Origin of the sequence: Mesorhizobium sp. M0208, from assembly GCF_040322015.1 — a bacterium.
In the GTDB taxonomy this organism is placed as follows: Bacteria; Pseudomonadota; Alphaproteobacteria; order Rhizobiales; family Rhizobiaceae; genus Mesorhizobium.
Window position 1 is genome coordinate 1 of sequence record NZ_JAMYSP010000047.1, and the last position, 16,397, is coordinate 16,397.

Annotated in this window: 14 protein-coding genes and 1 pseudogene; 6 read left to right on the forward strand and 9 right to left on the reverse strand. The window is 58.2% G+C overall.

Translation table 11 applies throughout. The features are described from left to right. Positions 1-257 (forward strand): annotated as a pseudogene (locus NKJ17_RS29680) (hypothetical protein); the annotation flags it as partial. Further along, positions 244-510, forward strand: a complete 267-nt coding sequence (locus NKJ17_RS29685; protein ID WP_352691303.1) for a DNA -binding domain-containing protein — start codon at positions 244-246, stop codon at positions 508-510. The pseudogene NKJ17_RS29680 and the gene NKJ17_RS29685, both read left to right, overlap by 14 nt. Positions 511-743: 233 nt before the next feature. Here the strand turns inward: NKJ17_RS29685 and NKJ17_RS29695 are convergent, their stop codons facing one another. From NKJ17_RS29695 to NKJ17_RS29710, 4 genes are all read right to left on the reverse strand, one after another. Next, positions 744-1,469, reverse strand: coding sequence for an autoinducer binding domain-containing protein (locus tag NKJ17_RS29695; RefSeq protein ID WP_502900129.1), 726 nt, complete (start codon positions 1,467-1,469; stop codon positions 744-746). A 545-nt stretch (positions 1,470-2,014) separates the two neighbouring features. Beyond that, positions 2,015-3,070, reverse strand: coding sequence for a GlxA family transcriptional regulator (locus NKJ17_RS29700; RefSeq protein ID WP_352691304.1), 1,056 nt, complete (start codon positions 3,068-3,070; stop codon positions 2,015-2,017). After that, the gene (locus NKJ17_RS29705; protein ID WP_352691306.1) at positions 3,070-4,179 is read right to left on the reverse strand and encodes a mandelate racemase/muconate lactonizing enzyme family protein; all 1,110 of its coding nucleotides are present in this window, start codon (positions 4,177-4,179) and stop codon (positions 3,070-3,072) included. Before NKJ17_RS29705 ends, NKJ17_RS29700 begins: the two co-directional genes overlap by 1 nt. A gap of 5 nt (positions 4,180-4,184) precedes the next feature. Beyond that, entirely contained in the window at positions 4,185-5,738 is a 1,554-nt protein-coding gene (locus tag NKJ17_RS29710) for a trimethylamine methyltransferase family protein (RefSeq protein ID WP_352691308.1), read from the reverse strand. A 740-nt stretch (positions 5,739-6,478) separates the two neighbouring features. Between NKJ17_RS29710 and NKJ17_RS29715 the strand changes: the two genes are divergently transcribed. Genes NKJ17_RS29715 through NKJ17_RS29725 form a run of 3 tightly spaced genes read left to right on the forward strand, consistent with a single transcriptional unit; the run spans position 6,479 to position 9,462 of the window. Further along, positions 6,479-8,062, forward strand: coding sequence for a nucleotidyl cyclase domain-containing protein (locus tag NKJ17_RS29715; protein WP_352691310.1), 1,584 nt, complete (start codon positions 6,479-6,481; stop codon positions 8,060-8,062). Between the two features lie 40 nt (positions 8,063-8,102). Beyond that, positions 8,103-8,870, forward strand: coding sequence for an E2 domain-associated cysteine-rich protein (locus tag NKJ17_RS29720; RefSeq protein ID WP_352691312.1), 768 nt, complete (start codon positions 8,103-8,105; stop codon positions 8,868-8,870). A 7-nt stretch (positions 8,871-8,877) separates the two neighbouring features. Continuing rightward, entirely contained in the window at positions 8,878-9,462 is a 585-nt protein-coding gene (locus NKJ17_RS29725; protein WP_352691314.1) for a Pycsar system effector family protein, read from the forward strand. A 218-nt stretch (positions 9,463-9,680) separates the two neighbouring features. Here NKJ17_RS29725 and NKJ17_RS29730 read toward each other — a convergent pair whose 3' ends face one another. Beyond that, positions 9,681-9,881 (reverse strand): helix-turn-helix domain-containing protein, encoded by a 201-nt coding sequence (locus NKJ17_RS29730; protein WP_352691315.1) that lies wholly within the window; start codon positions 9,879-9,881, stop codon positions 9,681-9,683. A 705-nt stretch (positions 9,882-10,586) separates the two neighbouring features. Here NKJ17_RS29730 and NKJ17_RS29735 point away from each other — a divergent pair. Next, entirely contained in the window at positions 10,587-11,498 is a 912-nt protein-coding gene (locus NKJ17_RS29735; protein ID WP_352691317.1) for a LysR substrate-binding domain-containing protein, read from the forward strand. Here NKJ17_RS29735 and NKJ17_RS29740 read toward each other — a convergent pair. The 4 genes from NKJ17_RS29740 to NKJ17_RS29755 all read right to left on the reverse strand — a co-directional run bounded on the left by NKJ17_RS29740 (position 11,495) and on the right by NKJ17_RS29755 (position 16,367). After that, complete coding sequence (locus NKJ17_RS29740) at positions 11,495-12,817, reverse strand: NAD(P)/FAD-dependent oxidoreductase (RefSeq protein ID WP_352691318.1); 1,323 nt, start codon at positions 12,815-12,817, stop codon at positions 11,495-11,497. The two genes, NKJ17_RS29735 and NKJ17_RS29740, sit on opposite strands and share 4 nt — an antisense overlap. Before the next feature lie 13 nt (positions 12,818-12,830). Continuing rightward, a complete protein-coding gene (locus NKJ17_RS29745) occupies positions 12,831-14,357 on the reverse strand; it encodes an aldehyde dehydrogenase (RefSeq protein WP_352691319.1) in 1,527 nt (508 codons plus the stop codon). After that, entirely contained in the window at positions 14,335-15,279 is a 945-nt protein-coding gene (locus NKJ17_RS29750; RefSeq protein ID WP_352691320.1) for a dihydrodipicolinate synthase family protein, read from the reverse strand. Before NKJ17_RS29750 ends, NKJ17_RS29745 begins: the two co-directional genes overlap by 23 nt. Positions 15,280-16,034: 755 nt before the next feature. Continuing rightward, positions 16,035-16,367: a LysR family transcriptional regulator gene (locus tag NKJ17_RS29755; RefSeq protein ID WP_352691322.1), complete on the reverse strand. Its 333-nt coding sequence runs from the start codon at positions 16,365-16,367 to the stop codon at positions 16,035-16,037. Between the last annotated feature and the right edge of the window lie 30 nt (positions 16,368-16,397).

Here is a 16,397-nt window from a genome sequence, read left to right on the forward strand (position 1 = left end):
TGATTGGAACGCTGGCCGGCTTCATATCGGAATGCTGGCCGGTCTTTGATCGGAATGGCGGCCGGCTTCACGTCGGAATCCGCACGCTGAACCGGCAGAGCGAGCACTATGCCGGCGAGGGCATCGACCTCAGCCTTTCCACACTGGCCGACCAGATTGGAGCCTGTACCGCGGCGCTCAAGTGTGGCGCGACAATTCTGATGAGGGCTTCGCGCAGGCCGTTTTCCGGAGATATAACCAGCGATGTTACAGCCTAGATCGAGCACGCCAATTGCCGACGAAGTGCACTGGTCGGACAGCCTCACGGCATACGATAAAGCGCATTTCACGACTTATATGCGGCTCCTAGACGCCTCCGCCGATGATGCGAGCGAAGAAGAGATGGCCCACCTCATCCTCGGCATCGATCCAGCACGCGAACCGGAGCGCGCCAGGAAGGCTCTTCGTAGTCATCTCGACCGTGCGAACTGGATGGTCACAACTGGCTACAAGGTATTGTTCGCCGGGTGAACAATCCCGCTGTGCGCTCCGTTTCGCCTTTGAAGCAAGGAAACGCTCCTTGAAAACGCGGTCTCGCAGAGGGTGCATTGCATGTAGTTCGTTGGCAAAGTCACCGTACCAATCGGGTGCAATAAGTTGCATCATGATGGCGTCTGGGAAGGAATGGCCCTGCATTGGAGGCGAATGGCCACCCGAAACAGCCTGTGCTCATGCTCAGGACTACCAAAGACGAATTCAGTTTCTCAAAGAATTGAAGATCGCGAGGAGGCCAGCAGGGCTACGGCCTGATCCTTGGTGTGCACGCCGAGCTTCTTCTTCGCATTCTCGAGGTGGAAAGCGACGGTGCGCGGTTTGATGCCCAAGATGCAGCCCATAGCCCAGGCAGACTTTCCGCGCGCCGCCCATTGCAGACATTCATATTCACGAGGTGTCAACGAAACGCCGTCCACTGTTCGGTTGCCGGACAGCTTTCGACGAGCATAAATGTGAAAAAATGTCGCCATGAGTTGGAGCGCCTGTTCATATCGCTCAGCAACGCGCAGGAATGCGGAATTGGGCTTATCAGCGGCAAAAGTCATCGCTGCAACACAGCCTCTACGATCGATAATCGGGATCGTCAAACCGCAGCGGATGCTGAACTGGGCCGCCTCATCAAAAAGCTTCTGTTGAGCCGGCGACATCTCAACGCCACGCAAATCCGATCCCCATGGAAACGGGCAGCCGCCACACCGCGCACGCATGATGACGGGATCGACTTTCTGATACTGGTTTTGCAGATAGTGCGCGGTCCAGGGAGGCGGATAATTCGAGATCAGCTTGGGCTCGCCACAAGATTGCAATGGCAACGCCAAATAGGCAAAGGTGAGTAGATCAAGTGCTGTGGCCGCCCCGGCCATGGCATCCCGGAAATCTGTTTCATCGACACTCTCCGACAGCTTTTCCACAAATGTCTCGAAGAGAAGCGGCATCTTCTTCGTCATTGTCCTGACTCGATCCCTCCATCCGTCTACTGCGCGCGACCCAGATCTGGAGACCCCGCCAACCCGGCCGCACAACTGGCCGGGTTTTGCAGGCATGGCCGGGCTGACCGTCGTTACAGAATGCGACGGAGCTTGCATGATCTTCGCACCGGTCGTCGCCAACCGCAGCTGCGCTGGACTGTTTGAACGGCCATCACCGAGAAGCTACAGCATCTTCCCAACCCAATAGTGCAATCAGAGAGGTTCTTGGGGCGAAATGAAATCCTCGCCGCCCCCGCATCATGCAATGGTGAGAAGTCATCCTGCGCCACCATGATCGGGGCCGTATCAAAGCCGTCATCAATCCAATGGTTGCCGCGTGAACGTCGGTCGACACGGAAGAGCACAACTGATAGGCTCATCTCGCCGCTTTGAGCGCTATGATCCGGACGTATTGTTGCGCCGCTTTCTGATTGTTGGTGGGCAGATCGACTCCAAACATTTAGCATGGCTAGAGGTGCCGCTGTTCTCCGCTAAATTCAAATACCAATCTATCATCTTAAGCCGGGCCCAACCCAAGCCGGCACTATCGCTCGACACTGCTGCGGCGACATTCGATTGAAGGCTCTGAAGCACTTTGCGAAGTGCGAAGCAGACGTAAACCCGCAGGCCATGGCAATGTCGATGATGGGCATCCGTGTGCCTTCGATCAGGCGCTTCGCATGGTCTGTGCGAATCCGGAGATAGTGACGCACTGGCGGAAGTCCGATATGGGAAGCGAACAAGCGTTCCAGCTGGCGCCGCGATACTCCGGCCCGTTGCGCGACATCCTCCATTGTCAGCGGGAACTCCACATTTTCTTCCATGATCCGCATTGCCATCAGGAGCTTGTCGCTCACACCGGCAAAGGCTAGACCCGACGGCCCGGTCTGGCGGTTTGATCCTGAGCGCTGACCTTGGACAGTCGCGTGGCGGCAGACCTCCTGTGCAATATACCCGCCGGCATGGCTGCCGATCAGATCGATCGCCAGGTCGAAAGCTGCCAGTTCTCCCGCGCAGGTTGAATACTGGCCGTCTTTGACAAACAAGGAATCGCTTATGCGGGGCTGGTTGAACACTTCGGCGAAAGCAGCGAGCCGCGACCAGTGTATCGTGCAGCGTGTGCCTGCCAGAAGGCCCGTCCGAGCAAGCAGCCATGTCGCTGTCCCAACCGCAGATATCGGCACCCCGCGACGCGCCATCGTTCGCAGAAATCCGTTGAGTTCAGGCGTCAGTTGCTGTTCTACCAGCTCGCCCGTCACGATAGCGAGCTGGTTCGGTCTGCAATCGCCCGAACCGGCAAGCAGCTCGTCTATCACGACATCAACGGCAACCGAAAGGCCGTTGGCGCCCTCGATTGGCCGAGCGTCAAGCCCCGCGATTCGCCACCGGAACAGCGGGAGCCTCGATACCGTGTTGGCGATGCGAAAAGGTTCGACATAGGCGTGAAGCGCCAGGTGCGAGAACCCGGGTAACAAAAGAGCCACCAAGTCAAACGGTCGATCGGCCGCCGCCGAAATATTCGGCGTGGCCAACGACGTCATTGCGATGATGTTGGCGGGCGCGTTCACTAGGATCCGTACGTGACTACCGGCTCACCGAAGATGCCGGGTTCCGGTTTGACACCGAGGCCTGGCAGCTGGGGTACGGCGATGTGACCATTTTCGATGACGATGGGATTCTTCGCGTCGAAATGTCCTTCGATATATTCCTGCGCGATCCAGGCGCCCTCGAAACGGCGCGGCTCCACAGTGGAAGCTAAATGCACGCAAGCCGCCGCGATTATGTCGCCACCCCATGCGTCATCACAGCTGTGCGGTAACGAGCGGATGGCGCAAAGGTCACGCATCGTCGCCATTTTGCTGAGGCCGCCAAGACGGGTGACCTTGAAGCCGAAGCCATCTGCGATGCCGAGGGAGATCGCCCGGAGCACTGCATTCTGATCTTCGGTGTTCTCATCCAGATAGATCGGATGCGTGACCCTGCCCTTTAGAGTGGCGACCTCATCCATAGTGTTGCAGGGCTGTTCGAAAACAAAGGGTATCGCCTGGCAAAGCCGATCGAGATGGATCGCTGCAGCGACAGTGAGGCCCCTGTTGCCATCCACTGCGATACGCGCATTATGGCCGACCACCTCCCAAACCTTGTGAACCGTGGCGACATCCTTTTCGAGATTTCGGCCCGAGATTTTGACCTGCAGGCGTGGATAACCTGACTTCACCTTGTCGTTGGCAATCCTGGCCGTTTCGTCCGGTGAGCCAACAATCAGCGAGTAGTAGGACGGGACGCGATCGGTCAGGGCGCCGCCCAACAGCGTTGAAACCGGCACTCCCAGCCGTTGCCCAAGGAGGTCGAGAAACGCTATGTCGAACGCTGCCTTGGCATAGCCATGCCCGTTCAAGCGCTCGTCCATGCGATTGGCGAGAAGCCTGATCGAGGCAATCTCCGCGCCCATAAGACCTGGCGCGATTTCGGCAATCGCCGCGCGTGCGCCGAGTGCATGATGCGGCTGATAAACCGGCCCTACCGGGCAGGTTTCGCCCCAGCCAGTCAACCCGTCATTTGTCACAACCTCAACAAGGGTGCTGTCAAGCGCGTCGACGTCGGTGCTTGCCATTCGATAGGTGCCACCTTTAACAGGCAGCTTGCTACTATAGACGTTGATCCGGTCAATGCGCATGATGCTCAGTATTCCTCGTTGAGTGCCTCGACGGCGGGGATTTCCCTTGAGCGACGATCGATATAAGCGCGCAATTCCTCGTCCTTCGCGACGTCGAGCTTAGGTTCTTCATATTCGGCCAGAAGGCGGCGCGCATGATCGAGGGCACGTTGCTTGATATCCTTGGAGCCACTAGCGTACCACTGCTCGATCGAGTTATTGTCGAAGAGTTTCGGAATAAAGAAGGCCTTCTCGAAGTTCGCCTGTGTATGCGGATGGCCAAAGTAATGGCCGCCTGGGCCGACATCGCGGACCGCGGCCAGGGCTTCATCAAAATCGTCCCACTGGATGCCTTGCGTCATGCGATAGCCCATGGCGCAGACTTCGGCGTCGACAACGAACTTTGCGATCGAGCAGTGCATGCCGGCTTCATTCCAGCCAGCCGAATGCCAGATGTAGTTTGCGCCAGACATCAGCACGGCCATCATCGTCATCGCACTTTCATAGCCAGCTTGCGCATCGAAGATCTTGGCTCCACCGAGCAGGTTCGAAGTGCGCCAGGGCACGTTATAGCGACGAGCCATCTGGCCGATCATGAAATTCATGAGCGATATCTCTGGCGTTCCCGCCATCGGCGCTCCCGATTGCATCGACACGGTCGACAGGTAATGCCCATAAATGGCAGGGCAGCCCTTGCGCACCACCTGCGTGTAGGCGAGTGCCGAAAGCGCCTCCGCATTGAGCTGCGCCACTGCCGCCGCGGTGGAGGCTGGCGTGTTCGCGCCGCCGAGAACGAAGGGCGAGCACAAGACGGGCTGGTTGCGCCGGCAGAAAGCACGCATGCCGCCCAGCATGACCTGGTCCCATACCAGCGGCGAATTGCCATTGCAGTTTCCGGTAGTCACTGCGTGCTTCTCGAGGAAGCCCTCGCCGAAAAGGATCTCGCACATGTCGAGCACGTCCTCGGCATTTTTGGGCGAGGTGGTCATGCCCATGAATATCTTGTCGGAGTGCTTCATTGACGAATAGGTGATGTGCAGGTGCCGATGCGCGACAACAATGTCCATTGGCTCGACGATGTGGTGCGCCGATGAATGCAACGCCGGCATCATGTGAGCCAGCTTATGGAAGGTCCCAAGGTCCGCGATCGTCGGGCCACGCCTGACGTCATCAAGGTCGCGCATGTACGGCGCGCCGGTCATCGGCACGAAGATGGATTTGTCGCCTCCGAGCTCGACATTCTTCGCTGGATCTCGCGCGAAGTACTGGACGTTGGGGGGAATGGTCTTGATCAGCTCCATGACCAGGCCGCGATCGAGATGAACGCGGTCATCCGCGCGAACGTCCGCTCCGGCTCTCTTCCAGTCCTCAATCGCGATCGGATCGCGAAACACCACGCCCACTTCTTCCAGGATGGCGAGAGAAGCCTCATGAATACGTTCAACCTGCTCGACATCCATCGGCTCTATCACAGGCAGGCCCCGCTTCAGCGTCGGCAACATGTCGACCTTTGGCGCCGTGCGGATCGTCCGCCGCGCTTCCCGCCCTCCTCTACGAGAAAGTTGTAGTTGAGCAGTCATGCCGGCCTCCAAGAAAAACGATGCAGCCTGTGTGGGCCGGCCGGAACTATTGCCGGAGTCTGAAGGTTTGACCTACTGCAAAACTCTCACGCGTCTGTTGATTAAAGCGCCGCGGCAGACGGGCACGTCCATCAGGTTGCTCGCGTCGGAGTTCAGTTTCGTGGCTGACAGTAGCGGCGCCGACAGCACTTACTCGGCTTTATTCCAGAGCCACTAGATGGAAGAAGAAACCAGCCAAGGCAGCGGCGCAGGTACAATCGACGAGACGCCACCGAAATAAAGTCAATCGGGAGGCTACTTTTTTGCGCCGACGAGCTTCCGCGGCTCCGTGCTAGCAGATTTTTGCTTGGTATTGGTGGGGGACCCAAAGTTGTGACTCTAGGAGCCAACTTGGGAGCTGAATTTCGCAGCATGGGATGGAAGGAATGAGATTTGCGGGATCTGCGACAGCCGCCGTAGCAGATTCGTCGCGAACTCCTGAGAAGGCCCACGCCCCGAATATCGGTGCGCGCATAGTTTGGTATGATTTCCAGCTAAACCGCCTCGAAAGACACAACAGTACCCCTCAACACGTTGTCCGGCGTTCCGAGGGGTGGATTCCGACTCTTTAGGCGAAGGACCGACCGGAAGAATCCCCATCAGAACAAACAAACAAACGGGGAATGATCGCAATGAGGCATCTCGCCCGAGGCACGACTCCACGACGGCTCGCATTTCATGACGGAGTCGTCGGACAGAACTTGATCGAAATCGTTGGTGCACCAAGCGCCCGGAAAGACATGGAGACGAAGTTGTCGAATAACTGGAAATATCAACGCGCCAAGAACGCCATCGATGCCCGTTTCAAAGACGTCGAAACGGTGACGGTTGTCGACTACACCCGTGACACGTCATTGACGTCCATACCGACGAACAAAGCCTACCGAATGGATGCGGTTCACCTCTATGTGGACATGTTGAACCTCCGTGACATGCTCGAAAGCACCGACGTGGAGGGCGAGACCTGTCACAAGAGGACGCTCCGCTTTCTCAATCTTCACTACAGGGCCGTACGCAGAATCTTAGCGGCGTCGGATGCCCTGCGTGTCGATTTTCACAACCAGCGCCTCCACGCGGTTGTCGCCAAGCCCTACGGCGAAGATTCGGAAGGCGATCGCGTGAACCGAGCGGTGGCGATTGCACGATTGATCAGCGACGTCCTGCAGGAAACGGGCGACGACGATGAGAACATTCCCGCAGCACAGGTTCGCATCGGCATAGACAGCGGCCGCGCGCTGGTCGTCAACAACGGTCGCGGCGGCAATCGGGAACCACTATTCCTTGGCCGCCCTGCCAATATGGCTGCAAAGATCGCGTCGAACGGAACCGACGTCGGAATCTCTCTCAGCAATGAGGCACGATCTGCAATCGGCCTTGAAGAGCTCGATGCCGAGGACATCCCGCTTACGCCATTGACCGAGGAAGAGATCGCCGAGTGCCAGGATGCAGCGCAGCTCGGCTTGAGCAAGGACACGCTGGTGTCCGAATGGCGCGCTGACAACAAGAACAATCCGATCGGCTCCTTTGTTTTCGCGCGAGTCACGCCACCCCTGAGAGATCTCGACATCTCGCTACTGACGCCGGGCAACTCAAGGCGCATGGAGACGATTTCGGTCTACGCTGACGTCGACAATTTCACGGCCTACGTGGATGCCCATATCGACGACGATCCGGAAGACGTTGTTCGCTGTCTCCATGTCATCCGCTCAGAGCTTGATCGAGTTCTTTCTTGCGACTTCTCGGGACGTCGTATCAGGTTCATCGGTGACTGCATCCATGGCCATTTGATGGAGGGAACCGCCTTTCAGACCTACACTGAGGACACGGTATCGACTGGAACACTCTGCGCCGGCGCCCTCAGGAGCAGCTTCGACCTGGCGCTTGAGCGGCTGCGCGCAAATGACGTGGATACGGACGATCTGGGACTGGCGATTGGTTTTGAGTTTGGACCAACTGCCATCACCCGACTTGGCATGCAGGGCAATCGTGTTCGCTGCTCCACTGGACGAGCAGTCTTGGGATCAGAGGACGAACAGAAACGCTGCACTGGCGAGCAGACGGCAATCGGCCAAACCGCATATGACGGAGGCCCGGCATCGGTGCGCACGCTCTTCGGAACGTCGAGGCGAAAGTCCGGCCTCACCTATGATGTGGTGCTCGAAGCGCTCGTTGCCGATGAAAACAAGGTGGCCAAAGCCATCCACGGTGCCGCTTACGCGGTGGTGAGTCCTTCAATAGCCAGAGCTGCCGAAGCGCCATTTCGACCTTACTTGGAGAAGCGCTAACTCCATGTCGGCCGTGCGGCTTCTGACTGAGACTGCAACCTTGAACCATGCCGTCCTCATGCGCGAGAACGGCGACAGCGCAATCTTTGCTGTCCAGCCCGCGCTTGCTTCCGGTGCCCCAGCGACTAAATTTCTTATTGAGATCACGCGGGTCGGCGAGACAGTCAAAGCTCGCGAGGTGAAGCCAGACCGCCTTCCGTCATTCTGCCCGGAACGTCACATAAACTTCGATGGAAGCTTCTGCCTTTTTTGGGCGGAGCTCGAGCGTCACACCATCGACAATCATGAGGCGGCGGCGGGATGGTGGGGGAAGTTGCTCATTTTTCTCCTTAGGCAGGGCACTGCGGCGGTGCTCCGCTCATGGCCAGGGAAGGCCGATGCTAGAGCCCATGGGCCAGAGGCAGCGAGATTTCAAGCGGTCGCAGAATTCAATGCGTCCAATCTCGGCAAAGCATTCATATCCTCTCTCCGAGAGGAGCGTTTTTCGACCGTGGAGAAGCGAGTAAACAACGAGCGTCGGGTCCGACTGCTCCTGAACGGTAAGAGGATACTGTCGGTAGTTCGAAACGATCGTCGCGTGATGACGCTTCGGCAAAGATGCAAATGCGGCGATGGGAACCGGCCGATTTCCGCCTGCTCGGACCACGCAGATGTCCTCGCCGATTTCGCGCTGGCGTTAGATGGCTGGCGTGAGGCGGAGCAGTCGTTCTTCTACAGTTTCAAAAACACAACGCTGAAATGCTGCGGGACAATGGACAACTGCCCTCTCGCCGACTTTCTGGCCGTGCAGTTGGATGAGGCAGCATAGGATTTCAATGGCCAAGAACGACCAGCAAGATACTTACGAGAAACTGCTTTCGGCCAATCACGGCCGGATGCTGGACCTTGTAAAATTTGCAGAAACGAAGAACGCGGCTCTGCTCACGTTTTGCTCGGTTTGGATGGGATCGATCATCACGATGCTCCGATCTCCGGACGAACCAGCCATGGGCTACCGCGCAGCGTTCCTCGTCGTTCTTCCGCTCTTGGCGGTGGCGGCAGTCATATCGTTGACTTCATTCCTGCCAAAATTCCTACATCACTTTCATCGGGCCGCAGATGGCTCGACGAACCTCCTCTATTTCGGCGACATCGCAAAACTGGAAGCCGGGGAATTCGGTGAAGCCGCCAAGAAGCGATATTTTCCGGAGGAAGGGCAATCCGCAACCGATGACTATCTAGACGACATGGCTCTCCAGGTTGCGGTACAGGCCCGCATCGCAAATCGTAAATTTAAGAGTTTCAACGCAGCCGGCCGACTCGTCATTGCTTCATGTGTCTGTATGGCAACGCCACCGGTTGTCTGGGCTCTTCAAACAACATGGGCAACCGTTCAGCGTTGGGTTATTGCAAGTGGCTAGGCGGTTGTCGACGTCAGAATGTGCGGTCAGGTTCGCTGGAAAGCTCGGTATGGCCAAGGACGACGCAGGATCGGCTAACATCGCAACCGCCTGTAAGGAGCTTTTGACCAGATCGCAAAACCCGAACGCCGTACACTGCGCAGGCATGGTCGACGGCTGCGCGCACCAGTGAAGTCGCGGCATAAACCTCAAACGCCAGTGTCTTTCCGACGCTGCCTTCAGCCGACAACCAGGCGTACTGGTTTGCCTACGCGGGCCAGCATGCTCACCAAGGCATCCATCGTGAATTTGCTGGTCTTCCTGTTCACGACATCGGAGATGCGCGGTCTGGTCACATGAAAAATCTTGGCAGCCTCCTCCTGTTTCAAGTGGTTCTCCTGGATACAAACAGCCAGCTCTCCCATGAGCTGCTCCTTCAAGAGAGGAGCTCCTCGATATGCTTTCTGGACTCCCCGTGATAAAGCTTGGCTTCATTTTTCCGAAAAGCCCAGTTCCGCGAACAGATTAGCTCCCGGCTTCGTAACATGCCTGATTTCGGTGGCAATTTCACTCATTTGCTCAAACCTCTTCCGAATGACTGCCTTGTGGCGTGCAGAAGCAATCTCCTTGTCGTGTTTTGACGTGGCCTCCGTTTCTTCTAGAAGCAGTGAAGGACATCGATCGCTTACGTCGCCGGCAACCACACGCCCCCCCGCAACTCTCTGGAGATCGCTTGCCCGGTATCTCCCCCCGCGCCTGTTATCACCGCAGTCTTCGTCTTCTCAACGCCAGTCACAGGCTAGCCATCTTTAAAGGGATAGTTCGGTTCATAGTCTCTGAAAGGCTGCTGAAGACCAGTGGGGCAGCCCTGCAAAAGTCTCACCCCCTTGTTTAGTTGCCAAGCGCAGACAATTCCCGGGCATGTTCCGCTGCAGCCGCGTCGGACATGGATTTGGCAGAGTCGCAGATCGCGAAGCATGGTTCATACAAATCTCCTATGTTCCGCCGCAAATGGGTGGGGATCGCAGCCATAGTCGGTCGAAACGCAGGCTATCGCGTCGCCTTGTAAATGGTTGTCCCAACATATTCAGCCGGCTTGCTCTATTTGTCGCGCGGCGCGATTATCGAAGTGTTTGGAGCTTGAGATGGTTCGCCGCTATTATGACCTGCCGTCCCTGACTGCTTTAGCTGTTTTCGAGGCGTCTGCCCGGCACCTGTCATTCAAATTGGCTGCTGCGGAACTGAACGTCACTCCTGGCGCCGTCAGCCGACAGATAAAAGCGATCGAGGACGAACTGGGGGTTCCGCTGTTTACCCGATTGGGAACCGGTGTGGCGCTGACAAGCGCCGGCGAAGATCTTTATGGCGTGTTGGCCAGCGGTTTTTCGCGGGCCGCAGACATCGTCCGAAATGTGAAACGCGGCGACCGTTCCAAGAACGTCACGCTGGCGTGCACGGACGCCTTCGCGTCGACGTGGCTGATTCCACGGATGCCGGACTTCTGGACACGGTACCAGGATATTGCCGTTGACCACCTTATCTCGGACAATCCTCGCGATTACCGCCGAGCCGAGGTCGAATTGCGCATTCGCTACGGGTTCGGATCGTGGTCGAATGAAGATGCTGAGCTCCTTTTCGATGAAACAATCTACCCGGTATGCGGACCGGGATTTGCAAGCAAGCATCGCGATGCAACGGCTGAGTCGTTGGCCGACCTCCCCTTGCTGCATGTTGACTGGGTGGATCCCGACTGGGCTGGCTGGGACGAGGTCTTACGGCGCGCGGGGGTGTCGCATGGGCCGACCCGCGGTCGCCGCTTCGGCAAGTTCTTTGTGGCGCTTCAGGCTGCTCAAGCCGATCAAGGGGTGGCTGTTGGCTGGCACCGCCTTGTCAAGGCGCAGATTGACGAAGGGAAACTCGTCAGACTGACCGATCTCGAGCTCCCAGCCCCTGGCAGCTACTATCTCACCTGGTATCAAAATCGCACGCTTTCCCCTGCCGCCCAGAGCCTCCGTAGCTGGATCCGGGAAGCGGCCGCGCAAGAACGAGAAAGCTAGAGCTCTCTGCCGGCGCGCTTCTGCATCGCCCACAGCTTCAGCGGCGCGCCGATCGACATCAGCGGTTCTGGATAAAGCCGAGCCGGGGCTGGCTCTTTCAGGGCGTCTGCAACCATTGGCTCGTTACTGCCAACGGCAAGATCGGCAGCCAGCATTCCGTAGAGGGTGCCTTGCACCGTTCCGAGACCATTGCAGCATCCAGCTACGAACACCCTCTCATCGACTTCGCCGAATGCAGGAGCGGAGTTGAGGGAAAGGCAAAGGTGGCCTCCCCATCGAAACTCCATAGGTATTTCACCCAGCATCGGGAAGCGCGCCTGGAATGATCGCTCGTGCACGGCGCCGATCCGACGGATCCTCTTCTCACTGGTGGACATGTCCGGATTATGGGTGAAGGTGTTGCGGACGACGATCCGATCGCCGATCCTCCGGATGGTTGATCCCATCGGGTCGGCCGGGATCAAGCCCCAATGCGGCTCACCTCCCAGCGCTGTCTGTTCGCTCTTGGAAAGCGGCGTCGTCATGCTGGCGTAAGTGAACACATGCAGCAGGCGTTTCTTGAAGAAGCCAAAGCTTTCGAGATGACCGTTAACGGTGAGGATCAACCGTGGCGCGGTGATCTCGCCCTCGGCCGTCTTGGCAGTGTGCAGTTTGCCTGTTTGCAGAGAAGTCACCGGTGAATTCTCGAATAGCTGCACACGCCTCGACAAACCTTCGGCGAGTCCACGAATGAAGCCGGCCGGCTGTGCCATTACCGTTCCAGGCGTAAACGTACCGCCGACGAAGAACTCGGTTCCGGTGATTTCCTTCAACTGCAGCGCGTCGAGCCGCTCGAATGGCTCGCCTAGCCCCGTCAGGTGTTTTTCGAATTCGCGCAGGACGGCAACACCGTGATCGGTTGCGGCTCCGTGGTACTTGCCGGCCCGAACGAAGTATTTCTGCAACGCATATTCGTCCGCGGCCGAAGCCGAAAATTCGATCGCGGCGCGGTTCATGCGGATGCGCTTGCGGTCGCGGTCCTGACTTCCGCCGTAATGCTCCCCACCGAGCTCGTGCGGCAGATCGATCATGAAGCCGGAGTTGCGCCCGGCAGCACCCCAGCCGACGCGCTGAGCATCGATCACCACTATGCGCTCGTTCGGCACCAGTTGTGAGAGGCGCCGCGCGGCCGCCAAGCCAGCAAACCCAGCTCCTACAATGAGCCAGTCCGCCTTGTGACGGCCGCGCAGCACCTCAGGTGCCTTGGGAGGCGGCAGAATACCGTACCAGCCGGGCATGGATGTGTCCGCAGGCGTGCGGACAGCCTCATAATCGCTCATCGATGCGACTAGGCTAGTCTACCGAACGCGAGACCTTAGGATCGGAGATGTCCGCCCAGATGGTCTTGAGTTCAGTATATTGGTCGTGGGCATGCAAAGACTTGTCTCGTCCCCCGAAGCCCGAAAGCTTGAAGCCGCCGAAGGGTGTCGAGACGTCTCCTTCGCCGTAGCAATTGATGGTCACCGTCCCGGCGCGAATGTCCCTCGCGATGCGATGCGCCTTGCCGAGATTGGCAGTAAAGATCGATGCTGCAAGCCCGTATTGCGTGTCGTTGGCGACTCGAAGCGCCTGGTCAGCGTTGGCGACTTTGATTACCGACAGCACTGGACCGAAAATTTCCTCTCGCGCAATCGCCATTTCGGGCGTGACATCGTCGAATATGGTCGGCTCGATGAAATAGCCTTTGCCGTACTTGTGTGCGCTGCCGCCCGTGACGATCCTGGCGCCTTCCTCCCGCCCCTTCCTGATGTAGCCCAAGATGCGGTCGAACTGCTCCTTCGACACAATGGCGCCGAGCCGATTGCCCGGATCCAGTGGCTCGCCCAAAGGCCATTCCTTTAGCTTGTGGAGGACGGTTTCCACCAAGCGATCCTTGATCTTCTCGTGTACGATCAGGCGGGAATTGGACGAGCAGTTCTCGCCCATGTTCCAGAAAACAGCTTGGGTGACGTGCTGTGCAACAACGTCGAGGTTCTCGGCGTCTTCCAGCACGATGCATGGGTTCTTTCCGCCGCATTCGAGCACGACGCGCTTGAGATTGGACTTGGCGGAATATTCCAAGAATTTCCGGCCGACGTCAGTTGACCCGGTGAAGGCGACCATGTCGATATCGGGATGCACGCCGAGTGCCTTGCCGGTCACTTCGCCCGGACCGGTGACGATTTGCAGGACGCCTGACGGCAGCCCGGCCTCATGCGCCAGTTCGGCGATCCGCAACGTCGACATGTTGGTCTGCTCGGCCGGCTTGACAATGACGGAGTTCCCCGTCGCAAGTGCCGGACCGATCTTCCAGGCCAGCATGAGGATCGGGAAATTCCAGGGCAGAACGCAGGCGACCACGCCCAGCGGCTGGCGCACGATCATCGACACGACATCGTCGCCCGAAGGTGACGTCTGGCCGTAGAGCTTATCGGTGGCTTCCGCATGCCATTCCAGGCAATGCAGAGCCTCGGGGATGTCTATGGTTTCGACGTCGAAGATCGGCTTGCCGCTTTCGAGCGTCTCAAGTACTGCAAGCTCATGGGCGTTTCGCTTCATCAGTTTCACGAGCCGCCGCAGGACGCGCTTGCGCTCGCTCGGATGCGCACGCGACCAGGCGCCCGATTCAAACGCCAGTCGCGCCTTCTCGACAGCGAGATCGACATCGGCCTGGCCGCAGGAAGCGATCTTGGCGATGACCTGCCCTGTCGCGGGATTGATGGTCTCGAAAGTATCCCCAGATTGTGCAGCCCGCGCCTTGCCATCTATTACTGCGCTGGTCGGCAGTGGCAGGCTGCCCGCTAAGTTCTGGTACTCATCACGCGTTAATAGCGATGACATTCTCGGAAGCCCTCTTCTGGGATTTTACGGTGATTGACGCGATGACTGCCTTAAGAGTGCGGATCGTCGACTCGAGTTCCCGCTTCTGTTCGTCGCCGAGTGCCCGCATCGGCAGGCGCACGGGCCCAGCCGGCAATCCAGCCAATTCGCACCCGAACTTGATGCTCTGGACGAATTTGCCGCCCTGTTCGAGAAGCCTCATCAGAGGCAGAAGCGCCGACATGATCTGCCGGCCCTTGGTGAAGTCCTTCTCGATCACGCAGGCTTCGTATAGCGCGAGGTGCTCTGTCGGCAGGCAGTTGCCGGCGCCGCAGACCCATCCTTTTGCGCCCCAGGCGAAGAATTCAAGCGCCTGATCATCCATGCCGCAGAACAGATCGATGTGCGGGTAGTCACGAGCCAAGGCGTGCAGCTGGTTCATGCTGCCGCTGGATTCCTTGATGGCACAGAAATTGGAGCTGCGACCGACCCGGTCCAGGAACTCGACGTCCATCATCGTGCCGGTGCGTCCGGGATAGTTGTAGAGCATCGCCGGTAAATTGGCGGCCTTGTCGATCGCAAGTGCATGATTGGCAAGTTCGAGCTGCGTGGGAACAGCGTAGTACGGCGAGCCGATCAGGATGCCGTCGTACTTGAGGTCCTTTGCAATTAACGCGTATTCAATGCAGTCGTCAGTGCGAATGGCGCCGACGCCGGCGATTAGGGGCATCTTCCCCTTCACCACGTTCCTGGCAAGCTTAAGAAGGCTGACACGCTCGTCGCGTGACTGGGCGTAGTACTCTCCTGTCGTGCCACCGACAATGATACCGTGGACGCCAGTCGAGACTAGGTGCTCGACCATGACGCAGAAACCGTCACGGTCGATCGACCCGTCCGCGTGAAAGGGCGTTGTGACGGGCGGAATAACGCCTTTGAACGACATCTGCCTCGCTCCAGTTTGGGGCTACAGGTAAGTGTTATATGCAAGCTGAGGAGTGGGAGCAGCCGAAATAAAATCATCTGGCAGGCAACTTTTTTGCGGTTCTGGCCGTATCGAGCCTGCCTATGAGAACCGGCGTGTCGGGCTACGAACTGTTCGCTCATCGGGCAAAGGCGTTCAAAGGCACACGCCGGGCGCGAGCTCTACCTTCAGGCGTTCCGCTCTTCGGTCTAAATCTTCCGAACCACTTGCTCACCCGCTCCGCCCCCGCGACAGGCGCCGGCTGTCGTTCCACGTCAGTTGGTATCCTCCCGATGGCGTCCAGTTCGAGGTCGGTGATCTTGATGAGCTTGCCCTCTTGGACAATGTTCGCGCCAGCCGGTTGCCAGCCCACGGCAACGCCCCTGATCAGCCGGAGGGCTTGCAAAGCCACGAAAAACTTGCTCGCCCCGTGCGTAATCCCCGCACGCCGCAGGACTCGTCTCATCCGGCCCAGTCGGTTCAATCCATCCCACATTCACGAGCAGCAGTTGGGGCAAGCACTTGGGGGTTGCTCGTTGTGCTCCTGGGCGAAGCCGGGACCGCAGACTGGGTAGATGATGCGCCCAACAACAGTTCCGCTGTCTCGTCAGGCCATGAGCCGCACCCATAGAGGATGCGCAGCTCGACTTGTGCGCCCGCAATAGTCGCGGAACTGTCGGAAATTACATGGTCAACTTTGATACAGCATGCAGTGCAATACGCCGGCATGCGCGGCGTCAACCACATCGACGCGAGCGCATCGCTGTAGGCATCGTGACGTTCCCGGAACGATCGCGTCTGATGGTCCTGACGACATCGGACGCCTTGGAAAAGCTGCTTGCCAGCACGCTGTAGATGTCTTTGCCAGAGCTGGTAAGCATCACGGCGGTTCCTCGCCTCACAAACAGCGGAACACCAAGTTCGTCCTCAATGGCTTTGATCTGCCGCCTGATTTCTCCCGATGTCACGCCCAGCTCGGAAGCCGCAAGCTTGAATGAGAGATGGCGTGCCGAGGCCTCGAACGCCGTGAGGGCTGTTAGTGACGGGAGATCGTAATATCGAGGAACCATGGAAGAAACCAATCAGATCGGGACTCGCGA